The sequence below is a fragment of the Ignavibacteriota bacterium genome (assembly GCA_016707525.1).
GTDB lineage: Bacteria > Bacteroidota > Ignavibacteria > UBA10030 > UBA6906 > JAGDMK01.
In genome coordinates this window covers 383,092-407,323 of sequence record JADJHP010000006.1, presented here as the reverse complement: position 1 = coordinate 407,323, position 24,232 = coordinate 383,092, and the positions used below count along the sequence as shown (strand labels likewise).

The window sequence follows — 24,232 nt, the reverse complement described above, 5'->3', positions numbered from 1 at the left end:
TACATGGTCCGTGTGAGCTACGATCAGAAACCCTATCGCCGTTCGATGATCCGCATGTGGGGGGCCGACGTCGTAGCAAGCCCGAGCATGGACACCAAGGCCGGTCGCGATGCACTGGCCGCAGATCCGGACCATCCGGGCAGCCTGGGCCTGGCGATCAGCGAAGCAGTGGAGGATGCCGCCCAGCGCGATGATACGAACTACGCGCTCGGCAGCGTGCTGAATCACGTGCTCCTGCATCAGACGGTGATCGGTCTGGAATCCATGAAGCAGCTCGAGAAGATCGACCGGTTCCCGGATATCGTCATCGGCTGTGCGGGCGGCGGTTCCAACTTTGGCGGCATCGCGATCCCGTTCGTGCGCGAGCGCATCAAAGGCAAGAAGGTGCGGTCGATCGCGGTGGAGCCCGCGTCCTGCCCGACGCTGACGAAAGGCGAGTTCCGGTACGACTTCGGCGATGTGGCGATGATGACGCCGCTCCTCCCGATGCACACCCTCGGGCACACGTTCATTCCGGAGTCGATCCATGCCGGCGGCCTGCGCTACCACGGCATGTCCCCCATCGTCAGCCGTATGCTCCTCAGCAACCTGATCGAAGCACGTGCGTACATGCAGAATGAGGTGTTCGAGGCCGCGGTGATGTTCGCCCGTACGGAGGGCATCATCCCGGCACCGGAATCCTCGCACGCCATCCGGGCAGCGATCGATGAGGCGATCCAGGCAAAGAAAGAAGGGACAAAGAAGGTCATTCTGTTCAATCTGAGCGGCCACGGGCACTTCGATATGTCGGCCTATGACTCCTACTTTGCCGGAAAGCTCGAGAATCACGAGCTGCATCTCGACGAGGTGAAGGCAGCCCTGAATCAGATCAAATCGTTCCCTGTACCGGCGATCTGAGCCGCGCAACATCGCTGTAACCGCCCCCGTATAGTAATGAATGGCGGTCCCACCCGGCCCGAACGCCGGACGGACGGGACCGCCTGCGGAGGCCCGGACCAACTCCTGTCCCTTCCGTATTCACCCACATTCCCCGCCAGGCTTCCATGCCACCCGCGGGGGATGCACCCCGATCGTGCACCACATCGCTGAGGATCTGATGCACAGACCAGAAACGCTTCGCGAGACGCTTACATCCGGACCGGCCATCGTCATGATGATCGCACTGGTGCGCCTCGGCCTGCACCTCTGGACCAATACGTTTGGCGGGTATGGATACTTCCGTGACGAGTTGTACTACCTCGCGTGCGCGGACCACCTCGATCTCGGCTACGTGGACCATCCCCCGCTCTCCATCTTCGTCCTTGCCGTGGTCCGTGGGATCCTCGGTGAATCGCTGTTCGTCCTGCGCCTCGTCCCCGCGCTCGCAGGATCCGCAACGGTGATCGTGACCGGGCGCATCGCTGCCGCATTGGGGGGTGGGCGGACCGCCCAGGCCCTCGCTGCCGTCGGCGCCGGGTTCTCTCCGGTCCTCATCGCATTTTCGGGGATCTATTCCATGAACTCCCTGGATGTGTTGCTCTGGACGACCGCGGTCCTCACAGCGGTGCGACTGGTCAGCACCGGGGACGGCAGGATGTTCCTCCCGCTCGGGATCATCATCGGCCTCGGAGCAATGAACAAGATCGGGATACTCTGGCTGGCAGCAGGACTGGTGGCCGGACTCATCTTCTCGCCGTACCGGTCCATGCTCTGGACGAGGCATGCCGTGCGGGGAGCGGTCGCAGCGGCCGTCCTGTTCGCGCCGTTCATCGTGTGGAACATCCTTCACAACTATGCGCACCTGGAATTCATCCAGAATGCCACGAGCGGGAAATACTCCGGACTGACGCCATTGCGGTTCCTTGCGGACCAACTCCTGCTCCACAACCCGTTCGCCCTGCCGCTCTGGCTCGCGGGGGTCGTAGGACTATTCTTCGCACGGCCTCTTGCACGGTTCCGGTTCCTCGGGACTGCCTTCCTTTGTGTCACCGCGATCCTCGTGATCAATGGACACAGCAAGGCCGAGTACCTCGCCGCCGGTTTTCCCCTGCTCTTCGCCGCAGGTGGGGTGAGCATCGAAGCCTGGACCACCGGATGGGTCCGCCGGTTCCTCGTGCCCTCCTACGCGATCGTGCTGGCGGCGACCGCATCCACCCTTGTCCCCCTGGCGATCCCTGTGCTGCCCGTGACCACGTATGTCGAGTACATGCACACGCTCGGGATCGCGCCGGGCACGTCCGAAAGCAAACAACTCGGCATCCTGCCTCAGTTCTACGCCGACATGTTCGGCTGGCCGGAGAAGGCAGCGGCGGTCGCCGCGGTGTACAACCGCCTGACACCCGAGGAGAAGGCGCGGTGCGCGATCTTCAGCGATAATTACGGGCGGACGGCGGCGATCGATCTCTTCGGGAGGCACTACGGACTTCCCCGTGCGATCGGGAACCATAACAATTACTGGCTCTGGGGGCCGCGCGGTTATACCGGTGAGGTTGTGATCATCCTGGGAGGAGCACTGAAGGACAAGCAGGAGATCTTCGCAAGTGCGGAGGTTGCAGGGGTGGCATCCTCACCCTGGAGTATGCCCTATGAGAACGACGTGCCGGTGTATCTGTGCAGGGGGCTGCGCGTGCCGCTTGCGGATGCGTGGGCAAAACTGAAGCACTACGAATAGAAGCAGCAACACCTGCCGATTGAAGACTGCCCAATGCCCATTGCCGAAGCATTGACAATGGGCAATCGGCAATGCACGATCCTCAATTACTCTTTTACGCTCCCCGCCATGATCCCCGCAAGATAGTACTTCTGGACCATCGCAAAGACCACGAGCACCGGCATCACCGTCATCACCGATCCCGCCATCATCAATTCCGTATCCTGCACGTGCTCACCCGCCAGATTCGCCAGGGCCACGGGAAGGGTGTACATGGAATCATCCGTCATCACGATCAACGGCCAGAGAAAGTCGTTCCATGTTCCCATGAACGTGAAGATCGCCAGGGTCACCAGGATGGGCTTGCAGAGCGGCAGGATCACGGACCAGTAGATGCGGAGGTCACTTGCGCCGTCCATCCGCGCCGCCTCCAGGAGGCTGTCCGGGATCGTCATGGCGAACTGCCTGATCAGGAAGATCCCGAAGATGCTCGCCATGCCGGGGATGATCACGCCAAAGTAGGTATTGATCAGCCCCATCTTGTTCAAAAGAAGGAAGAGCGGTAACATCGTCACCTGGGCGGGGATCACCATCGATGCGATGAGCAGCTTGAACAACGGGGCCCGGCCGCGGAACCGGTACTTCGCGAAGGCATAGCCCGCCATGGAATTCACCACGAGCGAGATCAACGTCACCGCGACGGACAGCAGAGCACTATTGAACAGCGAACGTCCCAGATGCAGCCGGGTGAAGAGCCCGATGTACTGGTCCAGCGTCACGTGCCGCGGGAAGAACGGAGGAGGCACGCTGCTCGCATCTCCCGACGGCATGAACGATGCCATCACCATCCACACCAGGGGCAGCAAGGTGGTCACGGCGATCACGACGAGCAGGACCATGAGAAGCGACTGCCGGAGGGTCTTCACTGCATCCCTCCCTTCTGCTTCTGCAAGCGGGTCTGGATCACGGAGACGACCAGGATCATCGCAAAGAGGACGAACGCCAGTGCGGCGGAGTACCCCATGTTCCACCACCGGAAACCCTGCTGGTACATGAGGAGCACGATGCTGAGCGTGCTGTTCATCGGTCCTCCCAGCGTCATGACGTACGGCTCCGCAAAGAACTGGAAGTATCCGATCATGGTGATGATGCTGATGAAGAGGGTCGTCGGCGCCAGCATCGGCAATGTGATCTTGATGAACTGCTGGACGGGCCCCGCGCCGTCGATGCTGGCCGCCTCATACAACGATGCAGGGATATTCTGAAGTCCGGCGATGAAGATGATCATGTTGTAACCGAAATTCTTCCACACGGCCATGATGATCAGCGCGGGCATCGCCCAGTCCGGATCGCCCAGCCAATCGATGGGCGAGAACCCCAGCGCGCCCATAGCGGCGTTCAACAGGCCGAAGCGCGGGTGGTAGACATACCGCCACACCACCGCGATCGCCACGAGGGTGGTGACAACCGGCATGAAATAGATGAACCGGAACATCGGCTTGAAGCGGACCAGACGGGAATGCAGCAGGAGTGCTGCGCCGAGTGACACCGCCACGGAGAGCGGGCCCCCGACGACAAGGAAGTACAGGGTGTTGCCCAGGGCCTTCCAGAAGAGCGGATCGGCAAAGAGCTGGGCATAGTTGCGGAACCCGACGAACCGGGCGTAACGGATATCGCCCAGCGAATAGATATCGAAATCCGTGAAGCTCATCACCAGTGCGGCCAGCACCGGCAGGAAGAAGAACACGCTGATGGCCAGCAGGGCCGGCCCGAGAAAGATCAGCAACGCCCGGATCTGAGAGCTACCGTACATTGAGCATCCACCGTCGTTTTTCGAGAATGCGGTCCACATCCCGGTCGAGAGCGGCAAGGCTCTCCTCGACCGTCATCTTGTTCCGGGCTGCGAGTTCGGCGAAGTCCTGCACCTTCATGGCGATCTGTTCCCATTGCGGGATCGTCGGTGTGGGCGCCACATGCTTCAACTGTTCGAAGAATGCCCGCGCGTAGATGTTCGTCGCGAGCGCGCTGTCCTGCCACGCCTCCACGCGCGCGGGAAGGTCTCCGGTGATCCGGTAGAACGTTATCTGCTGCGCGGGGTCCGACAGATAGCGAATGAGCTCCCAGGCGAGTTCTTTCCGTGGCGAACCGGAGAAGAGGACGAGACTCGATCCGCCGGCGAGCGAGACCCCGGGGGTGCCGGGTTCCGGGCCGGGCAACGGCGCCGTCATCCACATGTCCTGCAACGCGGGAGGAAGACGGCGGGAGAACTCGCCGATGTTCCACGGGCCCGTGATATACATGGCGAAGTATCCTTCGCCGAAACTCTGGTAGATATTCATGACATCGGTGAGTGCGGCGGGGGCGTACCCGCGCTTGAAGAAATCGATGTAGAACCGGAACGCGTCGCGGAACGCCTCACCCGAAAAATCGCCGTACGAGTTCCGGTCGCGCAGCATCAACGACCCCTTCTGCATCCCGAAGATCACCGGCGGCGCCCATTCCGTCGTCGGAAGCAGCACCGCATACCGCTCGCGCCCCCCCTTCGCGGTCACAATGCGCCTGCAGAGCGTATCCCACTCCGCCCAGGTCCGCGGCGGCGCCGCGAATCCCGCCCGGGCACAGATGTCCTTCCGGTAGAACAGCACACGGGTATCGACATACCACGGCAGACCGTACTGTACGCCATCGATGAAGTTCGTGCGCCAGATACCGGGGAAGTAGGACGTGCTGTCCAACCCGCTCTTCCGGATCCATGGTTCCAGCGGTTCGATCGCCTTCAGGGTGACGAACTCCGGGATCCAGGTGTTACCGAGCTGACAGATGTCGGGCGTGGATTCCCGGCATACGCGGTGAGGAGTTTTTCGTGCGCTGCGGTCCATGGGATCACCTGCAGCTTCACGTGCACCCCGGGATGCCGCCGCTCGAATTCGGGAAGCAACGCTTTGACATTCTCCCCCTCCGAGCCAAAGGCCCAGAACTGGATCTCCGTGTCCGGTGCGCTCGCCCCGGAACACCCGGGCCACAACACCGCACAGACAAGCGGAACACCGAAGAGACGAAGCCAGAACCCGGTGGTCATGGGTTCGCCCTCCTGGGGAGCATGGACCACTGCAGGAGATTGAAGAGGTATCGTTCGGCCACCGGGTCCTTCCTGCGGGCGTACAGGCCCCCGGAGGCAGGTTCACCGTTGAGCCGCCCGCGTACCTGCAGACGCGTGACCACAACACGTCCGTCGCCCACCCGCCACTCCATCACGACGGGTACCTCGAGGCGCAGCCCGCACCGTGCAAGGATGCGTGGAGTGGAAGGTGCAATGATGTCGTGCTGCGATACGACTTCTCCGCCGAATGCCCCGTTGAACATGCGCAGATGGGCGGGAGCGAGGCCGTCCCACAACGCATGGCCCGGATCGTCAGGGAAGATGTATGAATCGTACCCGCCCCTGTCGGCATCCACCCGCCGGATGATCCGGAGATCCATCCCCTCCAGGATCGGGATCGTTTCCTCCGCGACAACTCCCGCTTCGGGCTCCATGAGCACCAGCGTACCGCCCCGCTGGACGAAGTGCGTGACCGCGGCAAGGCGCGTGGAGAACGCGGTGCCGCGCGACGCCTGCTCCACAACGAGGAGGATGCCGGGCTGGGGCTCTTCGATCTGATCGAGTGAGATCAGGGGGATGCCGCAATGCTGGAGATACGTCAGCACCTCGCCTCGGGGATCGAGAACACCGATACGCACGCGATGCAGTGCCGGGGGAACTTCAAGAGAAGGAAGCACATAGGCCGGCTTGCGCGAATGCACTTCAGCCCCGCCGTCCACATCGTCCCGCAACACCGCGGTCACCGTATACGCACCCGGTGCCTCCGGGAACGAGATGGCAACATCCTGCAGGGCATGCCCGAGCGCTTCGGCATGCACGGACACATCCTGGTGCACGACCCACCCGCCATCCGCACCCACGACACCGCAACGCACGGTCCCCGTGAACGGAACGGAACGATCATTCATCACGTGAAGCGGGATGCTCCTCCGCTCACCGGGAGAGAAATGCCTGTCCCAGAGTTCGAGACTCACGCCGGTCGGCGCGAACGCGTTCTTCAGTGCCCGCAGCACCGGCCTGGGCTGCAGGTCCTTGATGGCCCCGAGGAACCAGTTCGCCGTCGGTCCCTGGTTGTTGCTGAGATACACGAAGGGTTGAACGGCATCCGCACGCATACGGCGGTAGAGCTCGACGAGTTCGCCTGCGAGGAAGCACTGATGCTGTTCGATCTCCTCTTGCGTCGCCTCCGCTCCGACCCAGCGTGCGATCACATCCCGCGTAAGAACGGTGGGGACACTCTCACGATCGAGCCACCACCAGAGGAATTCGTTGATCACGACAGGTGTGGGCGATGCCGCCAGATCCTGCAACGACCGTGTGAATCCGAACCTGGTGTCGTTCAGGACGGGACCCAGCGAATAGATGTACGGATGATCGTCCCCGAAGTCCACCGGCTCCCACGGCCGCGTGGGATCCAGCTCCTTCATCTTCGGGATCACGGTATGCTCGACGACCGCATCGGTGGATTCATTCAGCGCATCCCAGATCACGATGCTCGGATGGTTCCAGTTGTCGCGCAGCCACCGGGAGAACTCCTTCGTGATCTGCTCCTCGGAACCCGTGGCCATCCAGAATTGCCATTCGTTCTGGAGGAGCATCCCGTGCTCGTCCGCGATGTCATACCACCGGTTGTACATGTGCCCGAGGTGATTGCGGAAGAAATTGAAATGGTGCGCCTTCGGAATGTCGATGAGCAGTCGCTTGATCCATCCCTCATCCCAGGGGAGGGTCCCCCGTTCGGGATCGGAAAGGAAACGATGAAAGGCGATGTTCCCGCCACGGAGGAATATCCTCTGGCCATTCAAATGGAAATGCCCGTCGCGGATCGTGAATTCCCGCATGCCGAATGTCGTGATCGTGCGGTCCACGACGCGCCCGTCCACACGGACGATCGTTTCTGCTTCGTACAGGAAGGGATGGTCGGGTGACCAGAGATGCACATCGCGGATCGCATGCCGGAAGATGATCGGGGTCTCACCTGCGGGCTGGAGCACCACCGGAAGCGCGATATCGCCTGTGACCAGCCGGCCGGAAGCTTTCTCAAAGACGCATGTCCCGACGGACACGTCGCGTGAGGATGCCACCCCGCTGATGGCGACGCGGATCTCGGCCCCTGCAGCTTCGATCTGCGGGATCACCTGCACGCCCGAACACCGGAGCGAGCCGGTCAGCACGAGCGCAACATCACCCCAGATCCCTGGAATGAAGGTCCCTCTCTCCTGATCACGTCCTACAGCGCTCTCGAGAGGCAGCGTGGATCGTGCACCGACACGGACCAGCAGAACGTTCTCGCTGCCGTACTGGAGGAACGGAGCGATATCATATTCCTGAGACGTATAACACGCTATATCTTCGCCTGCGAACCTCCCATTCACCCACACCGACGTGCCGAACATCGCCTGCTCGAATACCAGCAGCGCGGCCTCCCGGCGGAGGGGCTGCGGGACCGTGAACGTATGGCGGTACCAATGATACTCGGTCTGTTGGTGGTCGTAGCCCGGCCGGGCCATATCCACCAGGGAAGGCACCTGGACCGTCCGGCCCCACGACGCCGGCGGCCCGCTCCGCCCACCCGGCTCAAGCTCCCACGTCCCATTCAGGGAGAGAATGATGCGGGCATCGCGACCTTCACGTGGCCTGTTCTTCTGGATATGAAAATCAATACTCAATGATCACCGATGCTGGAAGTGACTGGAGACGGATCTCCCCCGTTGGAGAGCACAACGCATGGGAGCCATTGACGCTGACCCGTTGCACGGGGGATCCGGTGGGCACGGCAACGATAAGGCCCCCCGATGGGATGCGGACTCCCGCGGGGATCTCCACGGCCAGGACAGAGCCATTCTGCTTCATCGTATAGGCGAGCTTCCCGTAGTAGGTGGGGAAGCCACTGATGCCGACGCCGGTCGCCGAAGCGATCCAGGATGCAGGGATCCCCGCACCGATCACGAGCGCGGTATCGCGCTCCCGTTCATACACGAACATGGCACGCACCGATCGGATGAAATCGGATCCGACCCAGGTGTGCGGCATGTCGCCAATGAACTTCGGGGTCTTCGGATCCCGCCAGACCACCTCCGCCCAATGATTCCACGCCGGCGGACGGCGGTCGTTCATGAAGAACTGCAGCGCTTCTTCCACCCGCTCCCGCTGCCCCAGGTACACGAATGTCCCGATCACGCGTGTTTCGTACGGCGTGTAGTTCGGATTGGTCTCCCGGACCTTGCGTTCCTGAAAATACGCAAAGTATTTGTCGAATGTATTGTGAAGTTGGGGTTCCGGGATATTTCCCAGCTCCCCGCCGGGGGCAACCCCGATGGTGGTCGATGTCGCGTCGAAATCCCCGATCTCCGCACATCCAGGGATGTAGTCCACGTTGGTGTTCGCCATCGCAAGGCGCATGGATGCATAGAGGCATGCCCGGAAATCGTCCCGTTCCACGGCGAACTCCGCAGCATCGTTCCGCTCCCCGAGCACAACGGCCATGTCCGCCGCATCCTTCAAACCGCGGAGCGTGAAGAAGTCGTCCCAGTAGGAATGCCGCGGGATGTCCCAGTACCCCTCGTGGCTGATCGACTCAGGCACCAGGCCGTACAGCGCGCGCTGTTCCGGGGTCCCGTTCTTATAGACATCGGCTTTCCGCTGGGCACGCAATGACTGAATATACCGCACGGCCTTCACCACCGTATCGTACTTGCCGCGCAACCACGTGGTATCACCGGTATACCGGAAGTACTGCATGACGGCGTAGATGAACTCTCCGTGACTGTCATGTTCGGGCACGGCATCCGGCCCCCGCGCATCGATCACACACGGGATCTTCCCGCTGGGGAACTGCCCCTGCGCATACCAGTCGAGAAACTCGCGGACCTCCCCCGGATGCCCCGTCTGCAGAAGCGCCGTTGCGGTCAGCGAGCCGTCACGGATCCAGGACCGTTCGTAGCTCCGCGATCCCGGCTGGATGCCCGGGCCATCACGGTTGATCATGATGTATGCGAGGTTCGACTGCACCGTCCGGATCACCGGCTCTGCCTCCGGCGGGACCGTGACACGGAAGGTAGCGAGGTGCCCCTGCCACCACGACAAAGTTTGCTCCGTCATGAGGGTATGATACATACGGTCGCCGCCGGCGGCCATGTTCGCCTGCGGACTCCCCCGCCAGCCGTGGAACGGCACGCCGACATAGATCTCTTTCCGGTCTCCCGTCATGAGACTGAGATCATACATGAGTGCCGCAGACGCAAACCCGTTGCCGTCGGCCGCACGCTGCGCTCCCGGCAGAATGCCGCGGGACAGGTACTCGACGATCTCACCGGACGCGAACGAGGTTGCCCCGAAGCCTGACGGCGCGGTCATCGGCACGACATCCCGTTCATTCACACGGATCCGCCCCTCCGCCATCGCCACGCTGTCGATGCGCGTGACCCCGCCCACCGTATTCAGGAATTGCCACGGCGGATTCACCTGGAACGGCCGGATGGCGAGGAACAGCTTCGGACGCGAGTTGCCGGGCCGCGACATTTCAAGCACATACCGGAGTCCCAGGATCGAATTGCCCGCGACACCTCCCGCAACGGCTTCCATGGTCAGCGTCCACTCGTCGCGATACCGCCACGTGACGCCCGGCGAGGGAAGATAGCCCTGCGCCAGCGAAGGGGTCGAGGTCACATCCTGCCAGGAAAAGAGTCTCCCGTCCAGGTAGATGAATGGCTCGATCGAAAAACTCAACTTGTCCGGCTCCACCGCTCCGATCTCATTCATGAGGGCCTCTTTGTCGTCCCCGGGAGCACCGGTCACGGTCCAGTAGGTCTGCTCATTGTGGAAGTACTTCGGGTACCAACCGCGGGGCGCATCCGCCGCGACAGCGCGGAACAGATCGTTCGGGGAGGCAGAGAAGGAAGGCGGCTGGACCACGATGCTGTCGATGGCCACACCCTTCGTGTCTGCGTATGCCGTTGCCCGGAGACGAAGGAACCGCCCTTCCGCTTCAGGGAGATATACGTAGTCTTTCCCCCCGTTCCCTCCTGCTGCGGTGTGCACGGATTCCCAATCGCGGCCATCATCCGAAAGATCGATCGCGTATCCCGTGGCATGACGGCCATGAGCCCAATGGATGACCAGCCCGCCGAATTCCCGCTGATACCCGAGATCCACATGCAGCGCGGCCGGCGACCGTGACCCCGTCTTCCATCCGGTGACCACCCTTCCATCGGAAGAGATCTTCACCCGTCCGGCGGAGGCCGGTGTGGTTGTGACCTTCGGCTTTGCACTGGCTGCCGCACCGTCGTCGATCGGTTCGAACCGGAAGTTGTCGATGGACACTGTCCCTGTTCCGCCGCTGCCGACAGAGACCACGAACTCGACGGCCCGAACGGACCTGAGAGGTGCATCCCGCTGTGGCCCCCACGCCAAGGAGAGATGACGTTTCTTGATGCGCTGACGCGTCCACGTTTTTGGATACGTGATGTTCAGCTTCTTTATCCAGTGAACATTCTCATGCTCGTCCATCACTTTGAACTCGAAGTTGTTCACCGGGGCATCCGCCTGCATATCGAACGTGAACTGATAGTTCGCCGGCAGGTCAACGGCGAAGTCCTTCCGGGCGATCACATACCCGGAGACTTTGCTGAGGTCGAAGTGCATGGCCAGAGCGTTCCCGGTCTTCCCGGGCACGCCCGCAAGACGCAGATCCGCGCCTTCGGAGACGATCACGCGCCATCCATCCGTTGTTTCGCACCCGTCCAGAAGACGGGGTTGTGTCCAGGCCAGCACAGGGGTGAGGAGGATCAGGAATGCGCCGGGGGCGAGAGAACGCAGGCGTGCGAGATTCGGTCTCATGTGTGGGCCATCATGTGGTCATGGTGAACACGGTCCCGCCGGTCATGACCGGCGGGGTTCTGGTTGAAGAAGAAACGGCTGTGCGGCGTGACGCGCACCGCTGGCATCATGGTGCCGCGTTCGTGAGCCACCCTCCGGAGAAGCCCGCCCGCCGGAGCCCTTTCACGATGGAGGGGTTCCGCGCGATCTGCTTCCACACAAAGCCCGTCCGCAGGTTCTCGATCATGATGGCGATCGGTCCCTGATCGATACCGACGTGATCCGGGTCGAACCACCCATCGGGCCACCGCTCCGTACGGTAGGTCATATTGAACCCGTCCGCGAATCCGTACTTCCGGAACAGGCGGTCGCCATGCAGCGTGCGCATCGCCTTGAGTGCGGGGATGCAGATCTCCGGCGCAAACGGCAGGGAGCCACCGGCCGCGGCCGGCGCGATCGTGCCATCATCCAGGTTCCAATCAAAGGATGCACCTCTCGCCGCATAGCCGGTGAAGCGCCGGCTCACGCCGCCGACAACGAAGGTCGTATCCCCCGGCCCATCGCATGCGGTCATGCCCCACACGGTGTCCGCATAGCCCGCCATGCCGAGCGGGTTGGCGATCGCATAGGCACGTGACGCATAGGTCGCACGCCGCGAGTTCTCGAAATAATCGATCCCCTTCTCGCGGATATACCGGTCGGTCACGCCGCGGAGATCGATCCAGCAAAACGAGAACTGATGACCGAAGAGCGGGGCGAAGCTGATGAAGCTCTGGCCACGATAGTCCGCCCAGCGGCAGGGCTCCAGCCAGTACTCCCACATGCCATCCCGCACGGGATGGGTCGGCGAACCGAGAGCAAGCATGATGAGGAACGCCGATTCGTCATACCCCGCCAGGTGGTCGCATTGAAACCGCTCTCCGGTTTCCAGCCATGGGAGATCCCCGGCCCGTTGTTTGTCGCCCACTGCCAGTCCACCCGCCGATAGAGGGAATCCGTGTACGCACGCAGGGCCGCCTCGTCCGGAGTAACGCCGTCAAAGTACGACTGACAGGTGAACGCCCCCATCAGCATCAGGCCGGTGTCGATGGTGGAGAGTTCGCAATTCCAGTAGCGCGAACCATCGCGAACATCCACAAAGTGATAGAAGAATCCCTTGTAGCCCGACACGGCCGTCGAGCCAGGATGTTGCGGCAGGCTATACAGATACCGGAGGGTGGTTGCTGCACGCCGGGCACCCTCCGCGCGTGTGATCATTCCGCGCTCCACGGCGATCGGATAGCAGGTCAGAGCGTACCCGACAGCGCCGATGCTGGACGGCGAAGGGGACGGCCAACGGTCATACGCCAGCCCGTTCTCCGGTGTTGTCTCCAGGAAGAACTTCAGCGTACGTTCCTGCAGCGTATCAAGGAAGGGATCCCAGGCAACGGACTTCTGCGGCGCCATGATCGGCGCCGACGCTTCGCGCGCACCCGTACACGACAGTGCGACAACCCCGATCACACCAGCGACCAGTAACGTCCAGCGGTAACGCATAGAACTCTCTCCTGTGAAGACCATGGATCGTAGCGTCATTTTGCCAGCAGCATGGAACGGGTGATCGTCGTCGTCCCCGTACGGAGCTGGTAGTAATACATGCCTGAGCTCAGGCGGGTACCATCGAATGTGATCGCATGGTTGCCCCCTCCATCATGCCATCCACAAGATCGGCGACCACCTGGCCGAGCACGTTATGGATACGCAGGCTCACCCGTGCCGTGGCTCCTGCAGGCAGGGAGAACGTGATGGTCGTCGACGGATTGAATGGATTGGGGAAGTTCTGGCCGAGTGCGACAGCGTGCGGCACCAGAGGTGTCGGATCGTCAACCGACGTCACGGTGGTGAATCCTGCTACGGCAAGCCCCCGCTGGATGTCCTCATTCTTCATGAATCGCTTCCAGACCTTTCCCGTGCGATAGTTCTCGATCATGACGATGATCGGCCCCTGATCGATGCCGATGATATCGGTATCCCACCAGTTGACCTTGAGGTTGAACGCATCGCGGAACCCGTATTTGGTCCAGAGATTCCCGCGATAGTTGTTCCACATATTCCTCATCGTGGGGAGCACGGCCTCGGGTGCGAACGCGATGGAGCTGATCGGCGCGGTGGGGACCAGTGTGCCATCGTCATCCTGTGCGGGCGGTGCCCCGTGCGCACGATAGCCGGTCGGCGTGTCGCTCGCCGTCAGCCCCCAGAGGGAGTCGCTGTACCCCGGGAAATTTCCCGGATTGGCGGCGCAATAGGCGCGCTGGGCAAGCGCAGCACGGCGGGAGTTCTCAAAGTACGTGATCCCCTTCCCCCGCATGTACTCATCCTGGATGTTCCGGAAATCGATCCAGCAGTGCGAATACTGATGGCCGAACAACGGCGGAAAGATCACATACGTCTGGCCATAGTGCGTCTGCCACTGATAGCCGGCGGTCCACGCCTTCCACCCGAGCGAATCCACCGGATACGTCGGCGAGCCCATGGCCAGGATATACATGATCATGGCTTCATTATAGCCGACCCACTGGCCGTAGTTCAGGAATCCGCTGCCGGGCATCCAGCCCATAAGGATGCCGGGGTGAAAATTGCGCATCAGGTCCCAGTTCGCTCGCCGGGTGATGTTGTCGGCCAGCGTGCGGATCTCGACTTCGACGGCGTCAGCCCCGTCAAAGAACTCCCGGGCGTCCACGATGCCGGCGAACAACAACGCCGTGTCGATGGTCGACAGCTCACTGTCCCAGGTCCGCTTGGCCGTACTCATGTCGAGCATATGATAGAACAGCCCGTACGCACCGATGTAGTTGGAACCTGACCCTTGCGGCCCGTTCCAGAACGTGCGGAGCATCGTCACAACCCGGTCGGCGGCGGTCGCACGCGAGACCCACCCGTGATCCACCCCGATGCAGATGGCGCTGAGTCCGAATCCACAGGAAGCGATGCTGGAAGGCACCCACGAAATGTAGCCCGTGCCGTTGACGCTGGCGCGGTCACGGATCAATCCATTGGAAGGATTGGCTTCATCCCAGAAGAAACGAAATGCGGTATACTGGACCGTATCCAGAAGGGCGGTTTCGGTGATCTGAGCGTCAACATGGCCGACCGCGAGAATGGCCAGCAGGAACAGAAGTGGTCCGCGTCGCATTGTGATATCCGATCGAACAACCAGTGAGAGGAATGGCCGTCCACCCCGCGAGCAGGACGGACAGCCTGAACCTGAACGGATGGGCTACGCGCCCCCGAGGATGACGCGAACATCGTGCGTCGACCCCGGAATGGCCGGTGGAAGGACCCTGGCACGCGGCCCCATGGATGCGCAGGCTTCGATACCATCCACGAACACTCTGGCCACGCCACACGCGACATGCTGGGGGTTCTCGACCGTGATGGTGTACTGGACACCACGGAACCTACGCCGCACGGTGTAGCGGTCCCAGGAGGGAGGAATGCACGGATCCACGATCAGGCCGTGTGCCGTTGCACGCACGCCGAGGACCCATTCAAGGCCGACCTTATACAACCATGCAGCAGATCCCGAATACCACGTCCAGCCACCGCGCCCATAGTACGGAGACTCCGGGCCTTCGATATTGCCAGGGGTGACGAACGGCTCCGCGCAGTAGACATCCGGCTTGCGTGAGCGATTGATCGGATTCAATTTGGCATAGATCCGATGTGCGGCTTCGCCCCTGCCGAGGAGCGCGGCGGCGATCACTGCCCAGGTTGCGCCATGCGTGTACACGCCGCCATTCTCGCGCATCCCCGGACTGTACCGCGTGAGATAGCCGACGTACTTGTCCGGCGTCGCGTAGGCGGGGGTGAGCAGCAGCGGGCCGATCTCCTTCTCGAGCTCGCGCTCGACGACATCGAAGACCTGCTCTGCGCGCTCGTCATCAGCCACGTCCCCGATGATCGCCCATGTCTGCGGATTCAACCAGACGCGACCCTCCGTGTTCTTCCGGCTCCCGAGGCGTTCTCCCGAATCTTTGGTGGCGCCATAGTAATACTCGCCATCCCAACCGAGCGTGTTCAGCTTCTCGCGGAGCTCCCCTGCCCGGGCACGAAAATGTCCGGACCGGTCGTGGTCGCCCCGGACCGCCGCCACGCCCGAGAAATCCAGAAGGATCCTGTGCAGGAAGTGGCCAAGCCAGATGGACTCGCCTTTGTTGTCGAGCCCCACCGCACTGAGGCCGTCATTCCAATCCCCACCACCGATGAGCGGCAGGCCACGGTCACTGAAACGTGTGAGCGACTTCTCGATCGCGAAAACACAGTGGTCATACATCGATGCGGGCGATGGCTCATCCACGAATGGTTCGGTGCAATCGAGGATGCCGGTATCGCCGGTCTCGTTCAGGTATCCCGTCATCACGTACGGAAGCCAGAGCAGATTGTCCGAGATCTGATTGCGCATGCCGATCTCCGACATCGGGTGCCACCAGTGGTAGACCGAACCATCCGCGAATTGGTGCCGTGCATGGAGCCGCAATTGGTCGCGCGTCCGGGACGGATCGATGGTGAGCCAGAGCTGGCTGTCCTGGAGCTGATCGCGGAACCCGTATGCTCCACCCGTTTGGTAGTACGCCGTGCGCCCCCAGATACGGCCTGAGATCGCCTGATACTTCAACCAGGTGTTCTCCATGAGGTTCATGGAGTCGTCGGGCGTGTGCACTTCAACTGTCGACAACAACCCATGCCACATGCGGCCGACGGCATCCAGAGCGTTCCGGACATCAGCCGGCGTGCGGAACGTGCGGGCCAGGGTCCGGGCTTCGTCAGCGGTTTCGGCACAACCCAGGACATACACGATCGTGGTCTCTTTTCCGGGGGCAAGCCGGATGGTGTGGCGGAGACTGGCGACGGGATCGAGCCAATTGCCGGACTTCTTCGCCAGTGGCCGGGCCGATGCTGCTGCCACGGGATGTGCGGGTGAGCCGTAGTTCCCGAGGAAGGATTCCTTGTCGGTATCAAAGGAAGAAGGCTTCAGGTTCGACGCATGAAATGCCACGTAGGGCCAGTTCGTGTTCCAGTGCCCGCGGTCGGTCGGCACTTCCCAGAGCCGTTTGGTGGCGATCACCGCATGCGCATCCGCATCGTACGACGTTTCAATGAACGACTTGTGGAACTCCCTGTGCCAGTCGGGTGCCTGACCCAGCCCCCATTCCAGATAGGTGGAAAGGGACAACTGCCGGGCACGCCGCGTGGTATTGCGGATGGTGAGCTGCCATACTTCCATGGGGGCGTCAACAGGAACGAACATCGTCAGTTCGGTCTCGATCCCGTGATTCCGTGAGGTGATGACGGAATAGCCGATCCCGTGGCGGCATTCATAGGCTTCCGGCTCGTCACAGACCGGCTTCCATCCTGCCGACCAGAGATTCCCCTTTTCATCGCGCAGATAGATGTACTTTCCCCACTCGTCCCTGATCAGGTCCTGGTCCCACCGCGTGATGCGGTTCAACTGCGCATGGGTGCGCCAGCTGTACCCGCTCCCGGTCTGCGACACGGTGAGCCCGTAGTCCCCGTTACTCATCACATTGATCCACGGACGCGGGGTGCGCGGGGTCGTGATGATGTATTCCATCCCGGTCTCGGAGAACCGACCGTACTTCGTCTTGAAATTCTTCATTGCGATGAGTACACCACCTCCATGGTTAGAACATCACGCCCAGAGTGAGCCGCTGAACCTTCTGCAAACGTCCATAATCCGCCCAGGCATAGTCGAACAGCAGATTGAGTCCGTTCGCATCATACCGCAGTCCCGCCCCCAGTGTGAGTCCCACCTCGGAGTCCTGCAGGAACAAATGCTGATACCCTCCGCGGAGCGCGAAGGTATTGAAGAACAGCCATTCTCCGCCGACGCTGATGCTTTCACCGTTGTCGCTCGGGTGGAATGCATCCACGGCGATCTGCAGCCGGTTATTCTCGTCGATGACGAACGGCATCCCGAGGCCGACACGGAAGAGGATCGGCAGCGGATAGTCGGTCATCATCAGTTCTGCCGGGATCTGTCCATTGTCACCGTTCACTCCGGTGTTCTGGTCGAACAGGACCCGCAGATCACGTCCGTCATACTTTGCCCGCGTCCCCCAGTTCGAGATACTGGCGCCGATCCGGAATCCGTCCTCGGAGATCTGGTAGAGCGTCCCGATGCTCAGAGACATGGCACTGAGCGAGCTGTGCCAGATCCGCTCCTGGAGGTACGTCACCTGAAGGCCGACCGAGAACCGATCGGAGACCCTCTTCCCGTATCCCACCGAGAAGGAGAGGTCGCCCACCGTGTACTTCTCCCCGGTCCCGAGAGGCTGGCTGATCGTCCGCACGTCGATGTCCCCGGAATTCAGGGAGGTCACGCTGGCAAAGATGTTCCCGAGATCACCCATCGCCAGCACGCCGCCGACGTAGTCATAGGTGATGTCGGCGAGCCAGGGACTGTGCGTGAACTGCACGCCGGTCTGCTCGATGTGGCCCGCGGCAGCAGGGTTGAAATATGCCGACTGGATCTCTTCATAGGTCGTCACCCCTGCGTTGCCCATCCCCGCAACGCGCGCGCTGGGCTCGATCAGGAGAAACTGTCCGATGGTGGTCCCCACCTTCGTCTGCGCCGGCACCTGGTGCACACCCAGCGCCAACACCATCATTCCGACAAGCACGTGTTTTTTCATTGCGGCACGCTCACTTTATGATGGCAAATTTGCCGATGTAGGACCCCGCGGTACCTTCGTCGACGTGATAGATGTACAACCCCGGCGCTGCATCGAGGTTGTCCTTGGTGCGAAGGTTCCACGCCACAAATCCATCAGAGGAACCGTCGTGGGTGAGGGTCTGGACCAGGTCGCCGCGCACGGTAAAGATGCGGATCGTGCAGACCTTCGGGATATTGCGGAATTCCAGCCGCCGTTCGCCGCGGCCCACGACGCCGAAGTTGGCCGGCTCGAAGCTGGCTGCGCCCACGTACGGATTCGGAACCACGTACGGCGCGCCACCGTTCTCCTGCGTCACATCCTTGATCACCTCACCCGTGGTCGTGAACGTGAATTCATCACCGGTCGTGTACGGACGCCGGATGAACAACCGGTAGACATCCCCCGTGGTCGGGGTGATCGTGGAAGCGCCATCGCCGGTCAGCGCTATCGTCCAGGTGGTCCGCTCCGTCGGCGTTGCGGTCGACGGGCCCGTCAGGATCTTGATCGCTTCATGGTTCCCGCCCGGCACATGGCCCAGCGTCTGGTTGCCATCCAGATCGAAGAAGAGGAAGGGCAGTTTCTTGTCGCCCTCCGGTGTGTGGGCGATCACCGTGAACTTGACCGGCTGCGGATCGTACGGGAAGCTCTCGACCGACGTGTCCGCGATCTGGTCGGAGAACCGGATCGAGATGTCCCACGGGAACCCGAACCGTTTGTAGTTGATCGGATAGCCGGTGTAGTTGTACGCGGCAGTGATCTTCGCGTTCGTTGTGCTGCCCGCGAGGAAGCCTGTCGCTGAATCGATCTCGATCACCTCCGGCGTGTACACCACCGGCAGGACACCGAGCGCCACCTGCCCGGTGGCCGATCCATCGAAGATGTTGCCGGTCCGGTACAGCACGGTCCCCGTCGTGGAGTCGATCAGGTTGTACGTCGTCGCGTGCACGCTGTCGGGATCACTATTGAAGGTGATCTTGAACAGGTGATCGTTCGGCACCAGCGGTGACGATGCGACCTGGACGCCGACGGTCCCGGTCCCCGTCCCGGCGATACGCTGTGCTGTCGAGACACCTGCCGGGGCATAGCCGAGCACTCGGGGATTCGGGCGCACGGCTGCGACATTCTTCGGAAGCACGGTGCCACCGCGCAACGTGCGCGAGATGGTGATCGGGCTCTCCGATGGATAGTACGTGAATTGCGTGTTCCCGCGGATGAGGACCGGCCCGTAATCGTACGCGCAGACCGCATAGTAAAAGAGTTGCCCGTTCGTCACGGACTCGTCACGGTAGGTATGGGTCAGGCCACCGTCGTTCCCGAGGTAGTACCCTATGCCCTCGACGGTTGTCGCGGTGTAGCCCTGACGGCCGTCCTTCTTGTCGAACTGCGCAAGCGGCTTGCCGTTCCCGCCCATCGTGGTACCACGCGCGGTCAGGATCACCTTCGTATCCAGGAACTCCGGATCGGTCGACCGGTAGATGCGATAGCCCTCAAAGGCATTATATCCCACGATCGGATTCGTCGCATTCTCCGCGACATCGTCCCACGTCAACTGGACATACCGGTCGCCCACCTCTGCCTTCACCGTCGGCGTCGGCGGAGGGGTCGAGAACTGATAGTTCGCATTGTAAATGGCCTGGACAACGGCCACCGTGCGGCGCAGTTCGCCCAGGTCGTCTCCAAAAGCCAGGGCCAGACTGAACCGCTCGGTCCGTTCGGCCTTCAATGTGAACGGGCCGGAGGCGAACACGAAGCCGATATTGTAATTGATGACGACGCTCGCGTCGAACCGGGTCGCCGGATCGCTGGAGGAGAACATCTCGTACAGGCGCTGCGGCCAGTTCTGGATCCGCCCGAGACCCATCGCGAACTGGATATCATCCACCTCGGTCGAAGGGTTCCCCCTGCCGGGACCGATACGGTTCATTTTGAATCCGGTCAGGCCGATCTGGTCCGATTCGTCGGGGTCCGTCTTCCCGAAGTTCGGCTCGCCAACGTCCGGCCGCCCGTTCCCCTCGGTGCCGTCCGCATCCGGACCCGTGTATCCTTCGTTGCGCGGCCCGATACCGTCACTGCCCAGATCATCGAACTGCGCGAGCCAATTCAGGTTCTCGTCGCCGGTCCACCACTCACCCGCCCGGTACGCGGGGCGTTCGGCAAGTTCTCCAAAGAACGTCTTGAACTTGCCCATGTTGTAGTGTGCATTCACGTAGTCGGCAATGGCGCCCTGCCCGACCAGGTGCGTGCCGCGGTCGCCACTACGGGTCTCATCCGTGAGGCCGTCATTGTCGTTGTCCGTCCCGTCGAACTCCTTGCCGGGAGTCTCCAGATAGGCGTACCCGAGATACCCGGTGTGCGCGCACGTCGAACTGAGTCCGACGCCCCTGCCATTCACATCCCACGTATAGACCAGGTTCAATCCGGTCGAGTTGTCCCAGTGTGCATTATCATCATCCGATTCATAGACCCCGTCACAGGACAACGCTTCGCCGCCGACCCCGGAGTCCATGTAGATGCCGAAGATCATGTTCTCTCTGCTGTTGAGCTTCGGATAGTCGGTGGTGCTTTCATTGGTGATGTCGTAGTGCCAGAAGATCACATTCCCGGACTGCGGGTTGGACCACTGGAAGCCCCGGACCTCGACCCTCATACCGAGCCCCTTGCGCGTGGTGTCGCGGGTGTCGGCGACGTAGTCGAATGCATCATAGTAATCGTCGTCCATCACGGTGAAGCTTTCCTGATCCGCGGCCGGCCGCTTCCCGAAATAGCCGTTCCACTTCCCGTTCCAGGTCATGTCCTTGTCGGGCCAGGTCGCAGGCCACGTCAACGTATCGTTGCTGATGGCCGGCGAGAGTGCGCGGTTGATGGTGGTGCTCTCCTGGAAGTAGCCGGGGCGCGGTTCGAAGCGCTGCACACCCGGGCCGTGGGAACGCGCCTTCTGCCGCTCGCGATACCCGGTCTCCATGATGTAGTTCTCGGTGGCACTGCGGTCGAGGATCTTCGACAGGATGAACGGCGTGGTGCCGTCCGAATAGTTGATGCCCGAGCCCTTGGGGACTTCGATCGAATGGAACGTGGACAGATCGACGCGCCCCGGATCGTTCGGGTAGTTGCCCACCATGCCATAGTTCCAGAACTCGGTCCGGATGTTATTGGCATCGTGGGTGCCCTTGCGTTCGTACAACGAGCTGCCGCGCTTTGCCGCAGGCACGGGCAGCGAGATCTGCGCCTGGGCCAGCGAAAGCGCCAGCACAGCACAGAGAAGCGTCACAACGATACGGGTCTTCATGAATGACTGTCTCTCCATGGCCGGCTCACAAAGATGAATTCAGGGAAATACCGATCTCGAACCGGCGCGGTGCGTAGTACCTGGTCGGATCGGCCAGGGACCCGCGGTCGGTGTACGGGGTCGTCGAATAATCAGGGCTCCCGGTGTTGGCGAACACCGAGCCGTTGAAGTATCGGGCATTGAAGAGGTTGAAGACTCGCGCGAAGACACTCATGTTCCACCCGCCGAGCGTGAAGTACTTTTCGCCCCGCAGGTCCACGAGGACCCCTTCCGGTTTCCTCCCGGAATTCCGCTCGATCTGCCCGGTCAACCCGAGGCCGATCGATGGCGTATAGGGTTGGCCACTGGCATAGCGGACGACCGCACTGACGGAATAGTCCTCGGGGTTGGACAACTGCACGGTGAGGTTCACGGTATGGCGCTGATCCCAGGAGAACGGCAGTGTCTGCGGACGGGCATCAAGACCCGCCTGCGCGAGGTTCGCGGTCTCCTGCGGATCGCTGGAATTACCCTGCGCAAGCTGCCAGGTGTAATCGAGCGACGTGCTCAGGAGGCCGATGCGGCGCTGGTCGAGGGAGACGGTGAAACCGGTGACGTTGCCGAAGTCGATGTTCGACAGCCGGGAGTACTGTGCACCGGTATAGGTATTCACGAACTGCACGCCGAGCAGATCACGAATGTCCTTATAAAAGAGGTTCACCGAGATGCCGAAGGCATCCGTGAGCGCGTTCTTGTAGCCGACCTCGTACTGGACGGTCTGTTCGGGCTTCACGTCAGGGTTGCCGAGCACACCGTAATCCAACGCTCCCGCCTGCAACAGCGAAAGCCGGTTGTAGTCGGCGTTACGGTACATATCCCCGAGATTGGGCAGTTGGTAGAAGTGTCCATAGGAGAAATAGACGGATGATGTCGAGGTGATCGGATACGAAATGCCCAGGCGCGGAGCGAGCGTGGTCTTCTTGGTGGTCGACCGCGTCCCCGTCGGCGCGCCGGGAATGGCGTTCGCCGGATTCGCGAGATCCGCGGGCATGGTGGACCGTCCATCGAAGTATTCAAAACGAACACCGGCGCGGATGGTCAGGTCGTTCCACTCGATGAGGTCGTGCAGGTAGGCCGCGCCGGAGATCGGGGTGTACGTCCGTGCACCGGGGTACTCGGGCGGATCGTCATACACGCGGGTCAGGACGGAGGTGTTGCCGACCTGTTTGGCGAGCAGCCATCCGGGCGCACCGAATTCCATCGTCGATCGCTGGACCTCGACACCGGCCTTGATCTGATGCGCACGCGAGATCTGGCTTGTCACCGACGCCTTCGCAAGATAGGTGTCGGTCTTCTGCAGATACCGCGAGAGGTCCACGCCGCGCACGATGGCCCCATAATAGTAGTCGGCGTTCAGACTCAACGGACCTTGCTGCACGAGGTCGTACCGGGGATCGAAGAAGTCCTCATACGCCCAGTCGGTATAGCTGAAATAGTTCTGCCGGACACTGACCGTATAGAATGTCGAGGACGAGAGCGTGTGCGTGATATCCAGCCCGTGGACGTAGGAACGCTTTTTCTGCGTGGTGCGGCCATCGGGGTTGATGCGCCAGGAGAAGGCGCCGCCGAGGTTCTTGCCTTCGATCAGATTGAAGAGGATCTGATAGCTGATCTCGAGCTCGGGAATGGACTTATTGGTGATCTTCCCGAGGCCGGACCATTCGCGGGTGTACCCCATCGCCACCTCGCTGCTGTCGCCGGTCGGATACGCGATGCCGCGCGCAAAATCCGAGGAGTCATTGATCGTGAACAGCCTCTTGCCGTACAGATAATCGTCGAAGTGGTACCGGCGCGCATTGAGCAGGAAGAAGGTCTGGGGGAGGCCGGTGGGGCCACTGATGCTCAGTTGATAATTCTGGGTGGTGGCAGGACGGAACGTGAAGTCCAGGTTCCGATAGCCGTCATCGCCGTAGAGGAACGATCCCGCGAACGCCTCGGCATCCACGGTGAAATTCTCGCCGCCCGATTTGAGGACGGTATTGACCACACCGCTCATGGCCTGTCCGTATTCGGCATCGAAGGTGCCGGTGATGACCTGCACTTCCTGGATCAGGGACCGGTCGATGCGGACGGTGGAAGTATTGTCGAACACGTTGTTGACCGAGACCCCGTTCACCTGATACTGCACTTCGCCGGCACGGCCGCCGCGGAAGTGTCCGTCCACGACACCTGCCTGGAGGTTCACGATATCCTGCAGTTCCTGAACGGGAAGGGTTCGAATGTCGCTGTCGGAGATGGTCGCCGTGGTGCTCGTGGCACCCACATCGACGACGGGCCGCTGCGCGGTCACCACCACGTCCTGCGTGGTGATGGAGGCATCTTCGAGGACGGCATCGATCTTGGTCGTCGTGTTCACGGAGACCCTGACCTCACGCGCGGAGTGCGGGCGGTAGCCGACCAGCCGGAATTGGACGGTGTAGGTCCCCGGGGGAACGTTGATGATGGAATAGTACCCATCGATATCGGTCACGCCGCCAAGCTTGGTGCCGGCAAGGATGATGTTGGCGCTGGGCAATGGCTCATTCTTGGCGTCCACAATGCGCCCTGCGATCTTACCGGTTGTGCCCGCGAGCAGCGGTACCGCAGCAAGGAAGAGCAGCAACGCGACACAGCTCACGCCGGTCCTGGTTGTCGTGTGGTTCATGGCG

General features: G+C 61.6%; 11 protein-coding genes and 2 pseudogenes. 2 read left to right on the top strand and 11 right to left on the bottom strand.

What is annotated here, in order from left to right; translation table 11 throughout:
* On the top strand, positions 1–897 hold an 897-nt coding region (locus tag IPI01_12035), incomplete at its 5' end, for a TrpB-like pyridoxal phosphate-dependent enzyme (protein MBK7258506.1).
* Positions 898–1,096: 199 nt separating this feature from the next.
* On the top strand, positions 1,097–2,650 hold the full coding sequence (locus IPI01_12030; protein ID MBK7258505.1) for a glycosyltransferase family 39 protein: 1,554 nt from the start codon (positions 1,097–1,099) through the stop codon (positions 2,648–2,650).
* Between the two features lie 86 nt (positions 2,651–2,736).
* Here the strand turns inward: IPI01_12030 and IPI01_12025 are convergent, their stop codons facing one another.
* The 11 genes and pseudogenes from IPI01_12025 to IPI01_11975 form a co-directional block, all read right to left on the bottom strand.
* On the bottom strand, positions 2,737–3,528 hold the full coding sequence (locus IPI01_12025; GenBank protein MBK7258504.1) for a carbohydrate ABC transporter permease: 792 nt from the start codon (positions 3,526–3,528) through the stop codon (positions 2,737–2,739).
* A gap of 23 nt (positions 3,529–3,551) precedes the next feature.
* Positions 3,552–4,442 carry a sugar ABC transporter permease gene (locus tag IPI01_12020; GenBank protein ID MBK7258503.1) on the bottom strand — a complete coding sequence of 297 codons (891 nt, stop codon included), beginning with the start codon at positions 4,440–4,442 and terminating at the stop codon, positions 3,552–3,554.
* Positions 4,432–5,654: pseudogene (locus tag IPI01_12015) on the bottom strand (sugar ABC transporter substrate-binding protein). The gene IPI01_12020 and the pseudogene IPI01_12015 overlap by 11 nt, the downstream one beginning before the upstream one ends.
* A gap of 50 nt (positions 5,655–5,704) precedes the next feature.
* The gene (locus tag IPI01_12010; protein ID MBK7258502.1) at positions 5,705–8,398 is read right to left on the bottom strand and encodes a hypothetical protein; all 2,694 of its coding nucleotides are present in this window, start codon (positions 8,396–8,398) and stop codon (positions 5,705–5,707) included.
* A complete protein-coding gene (locus IPI01_12005; GenBank protein MBK7258501.1) occupies positions 8,388–11,567 on the bottom strand; it encodes a discoidin domain-containing protein in 3,180 nt (1,059 codons plus the stop codon). Before IPI01_12005 ends, IPI01_12010 begins: the two co-directional genes overlap by 11 nt.
* A 106-nt stretch (positions 11,568–11,673) precedes the next feature.
* Positions 11,674–13,082 (bottom strand): annotated as a pseudogene (locus IPI01_12000) (Tat pathway signal protein).
* A 109-nt stretch (positions 13,083–13,191) separates the two neighbouring features.
* On the bottom strand, positions 13,192–14,718 hold the full coding sequence (locus tag IPI01_11995; protein ID MBK7258500.1) for a Tat pathway signal protein: 1,527 nt from the start codon (positions 14,716–14,718) through the stop codon (positions 13,192–13,194).
* 84 nt (positions 14,719–14,802) lie between these two features.
* Complete coding sequence (locus IPI01_11990) at positions 14,803–17,202, bottom strand: glycosyl transferase family 36 (GenBank protein MBK7258499.1); 2,400 nt, start codon at positions 17,200–17,202, stop codon at positions 14,803–14,805.
* Positions 17,203–17,227: 25 nt separating this feature from the next.
* The gene (locus IPI01_11985) at positions 17,228–18,238 is read right to left on the bottom strand and encodes a PorV/PorQ family protein (protein MBK7258498.1); all 1,011 of its coding nucleotides are present in this window, start codon (positions 18,236–18,238) and stop codon (positions 17,228–17,230) included.
* Positions 18,239–18,248: 10 nt separating this feature from the next.
* Positions 18,249–21,545 carry a hypothetical protein gene (locus tag IPI01_11980; protein ID MBK7258497.1) on the bottom strand — a complete coding sequence of 1,099 codons (3,297 nt, stop codon included), beginning with the start codon at positions 21,543–21,545 and terminating at the stop codon, positions 18,249–18,251.
* A 25-nt stretch (positions 21,546–21,570) separates the two neighbouring features.
* The gene (locus IPI01_11975; GenBank protein ID MBK7258496.1) at positions 21,571–24,228 is read right to left on the bottom strand and encodes a TonB-dependent receptor; all 2,658 of its coding nucleotides are present in this window, start codon (positions 24,226–24,228) and stop codon (positions 21,571–21,573) included.
* Positions 24,229–24,232 lie beyond the last annotated feature (4 nt).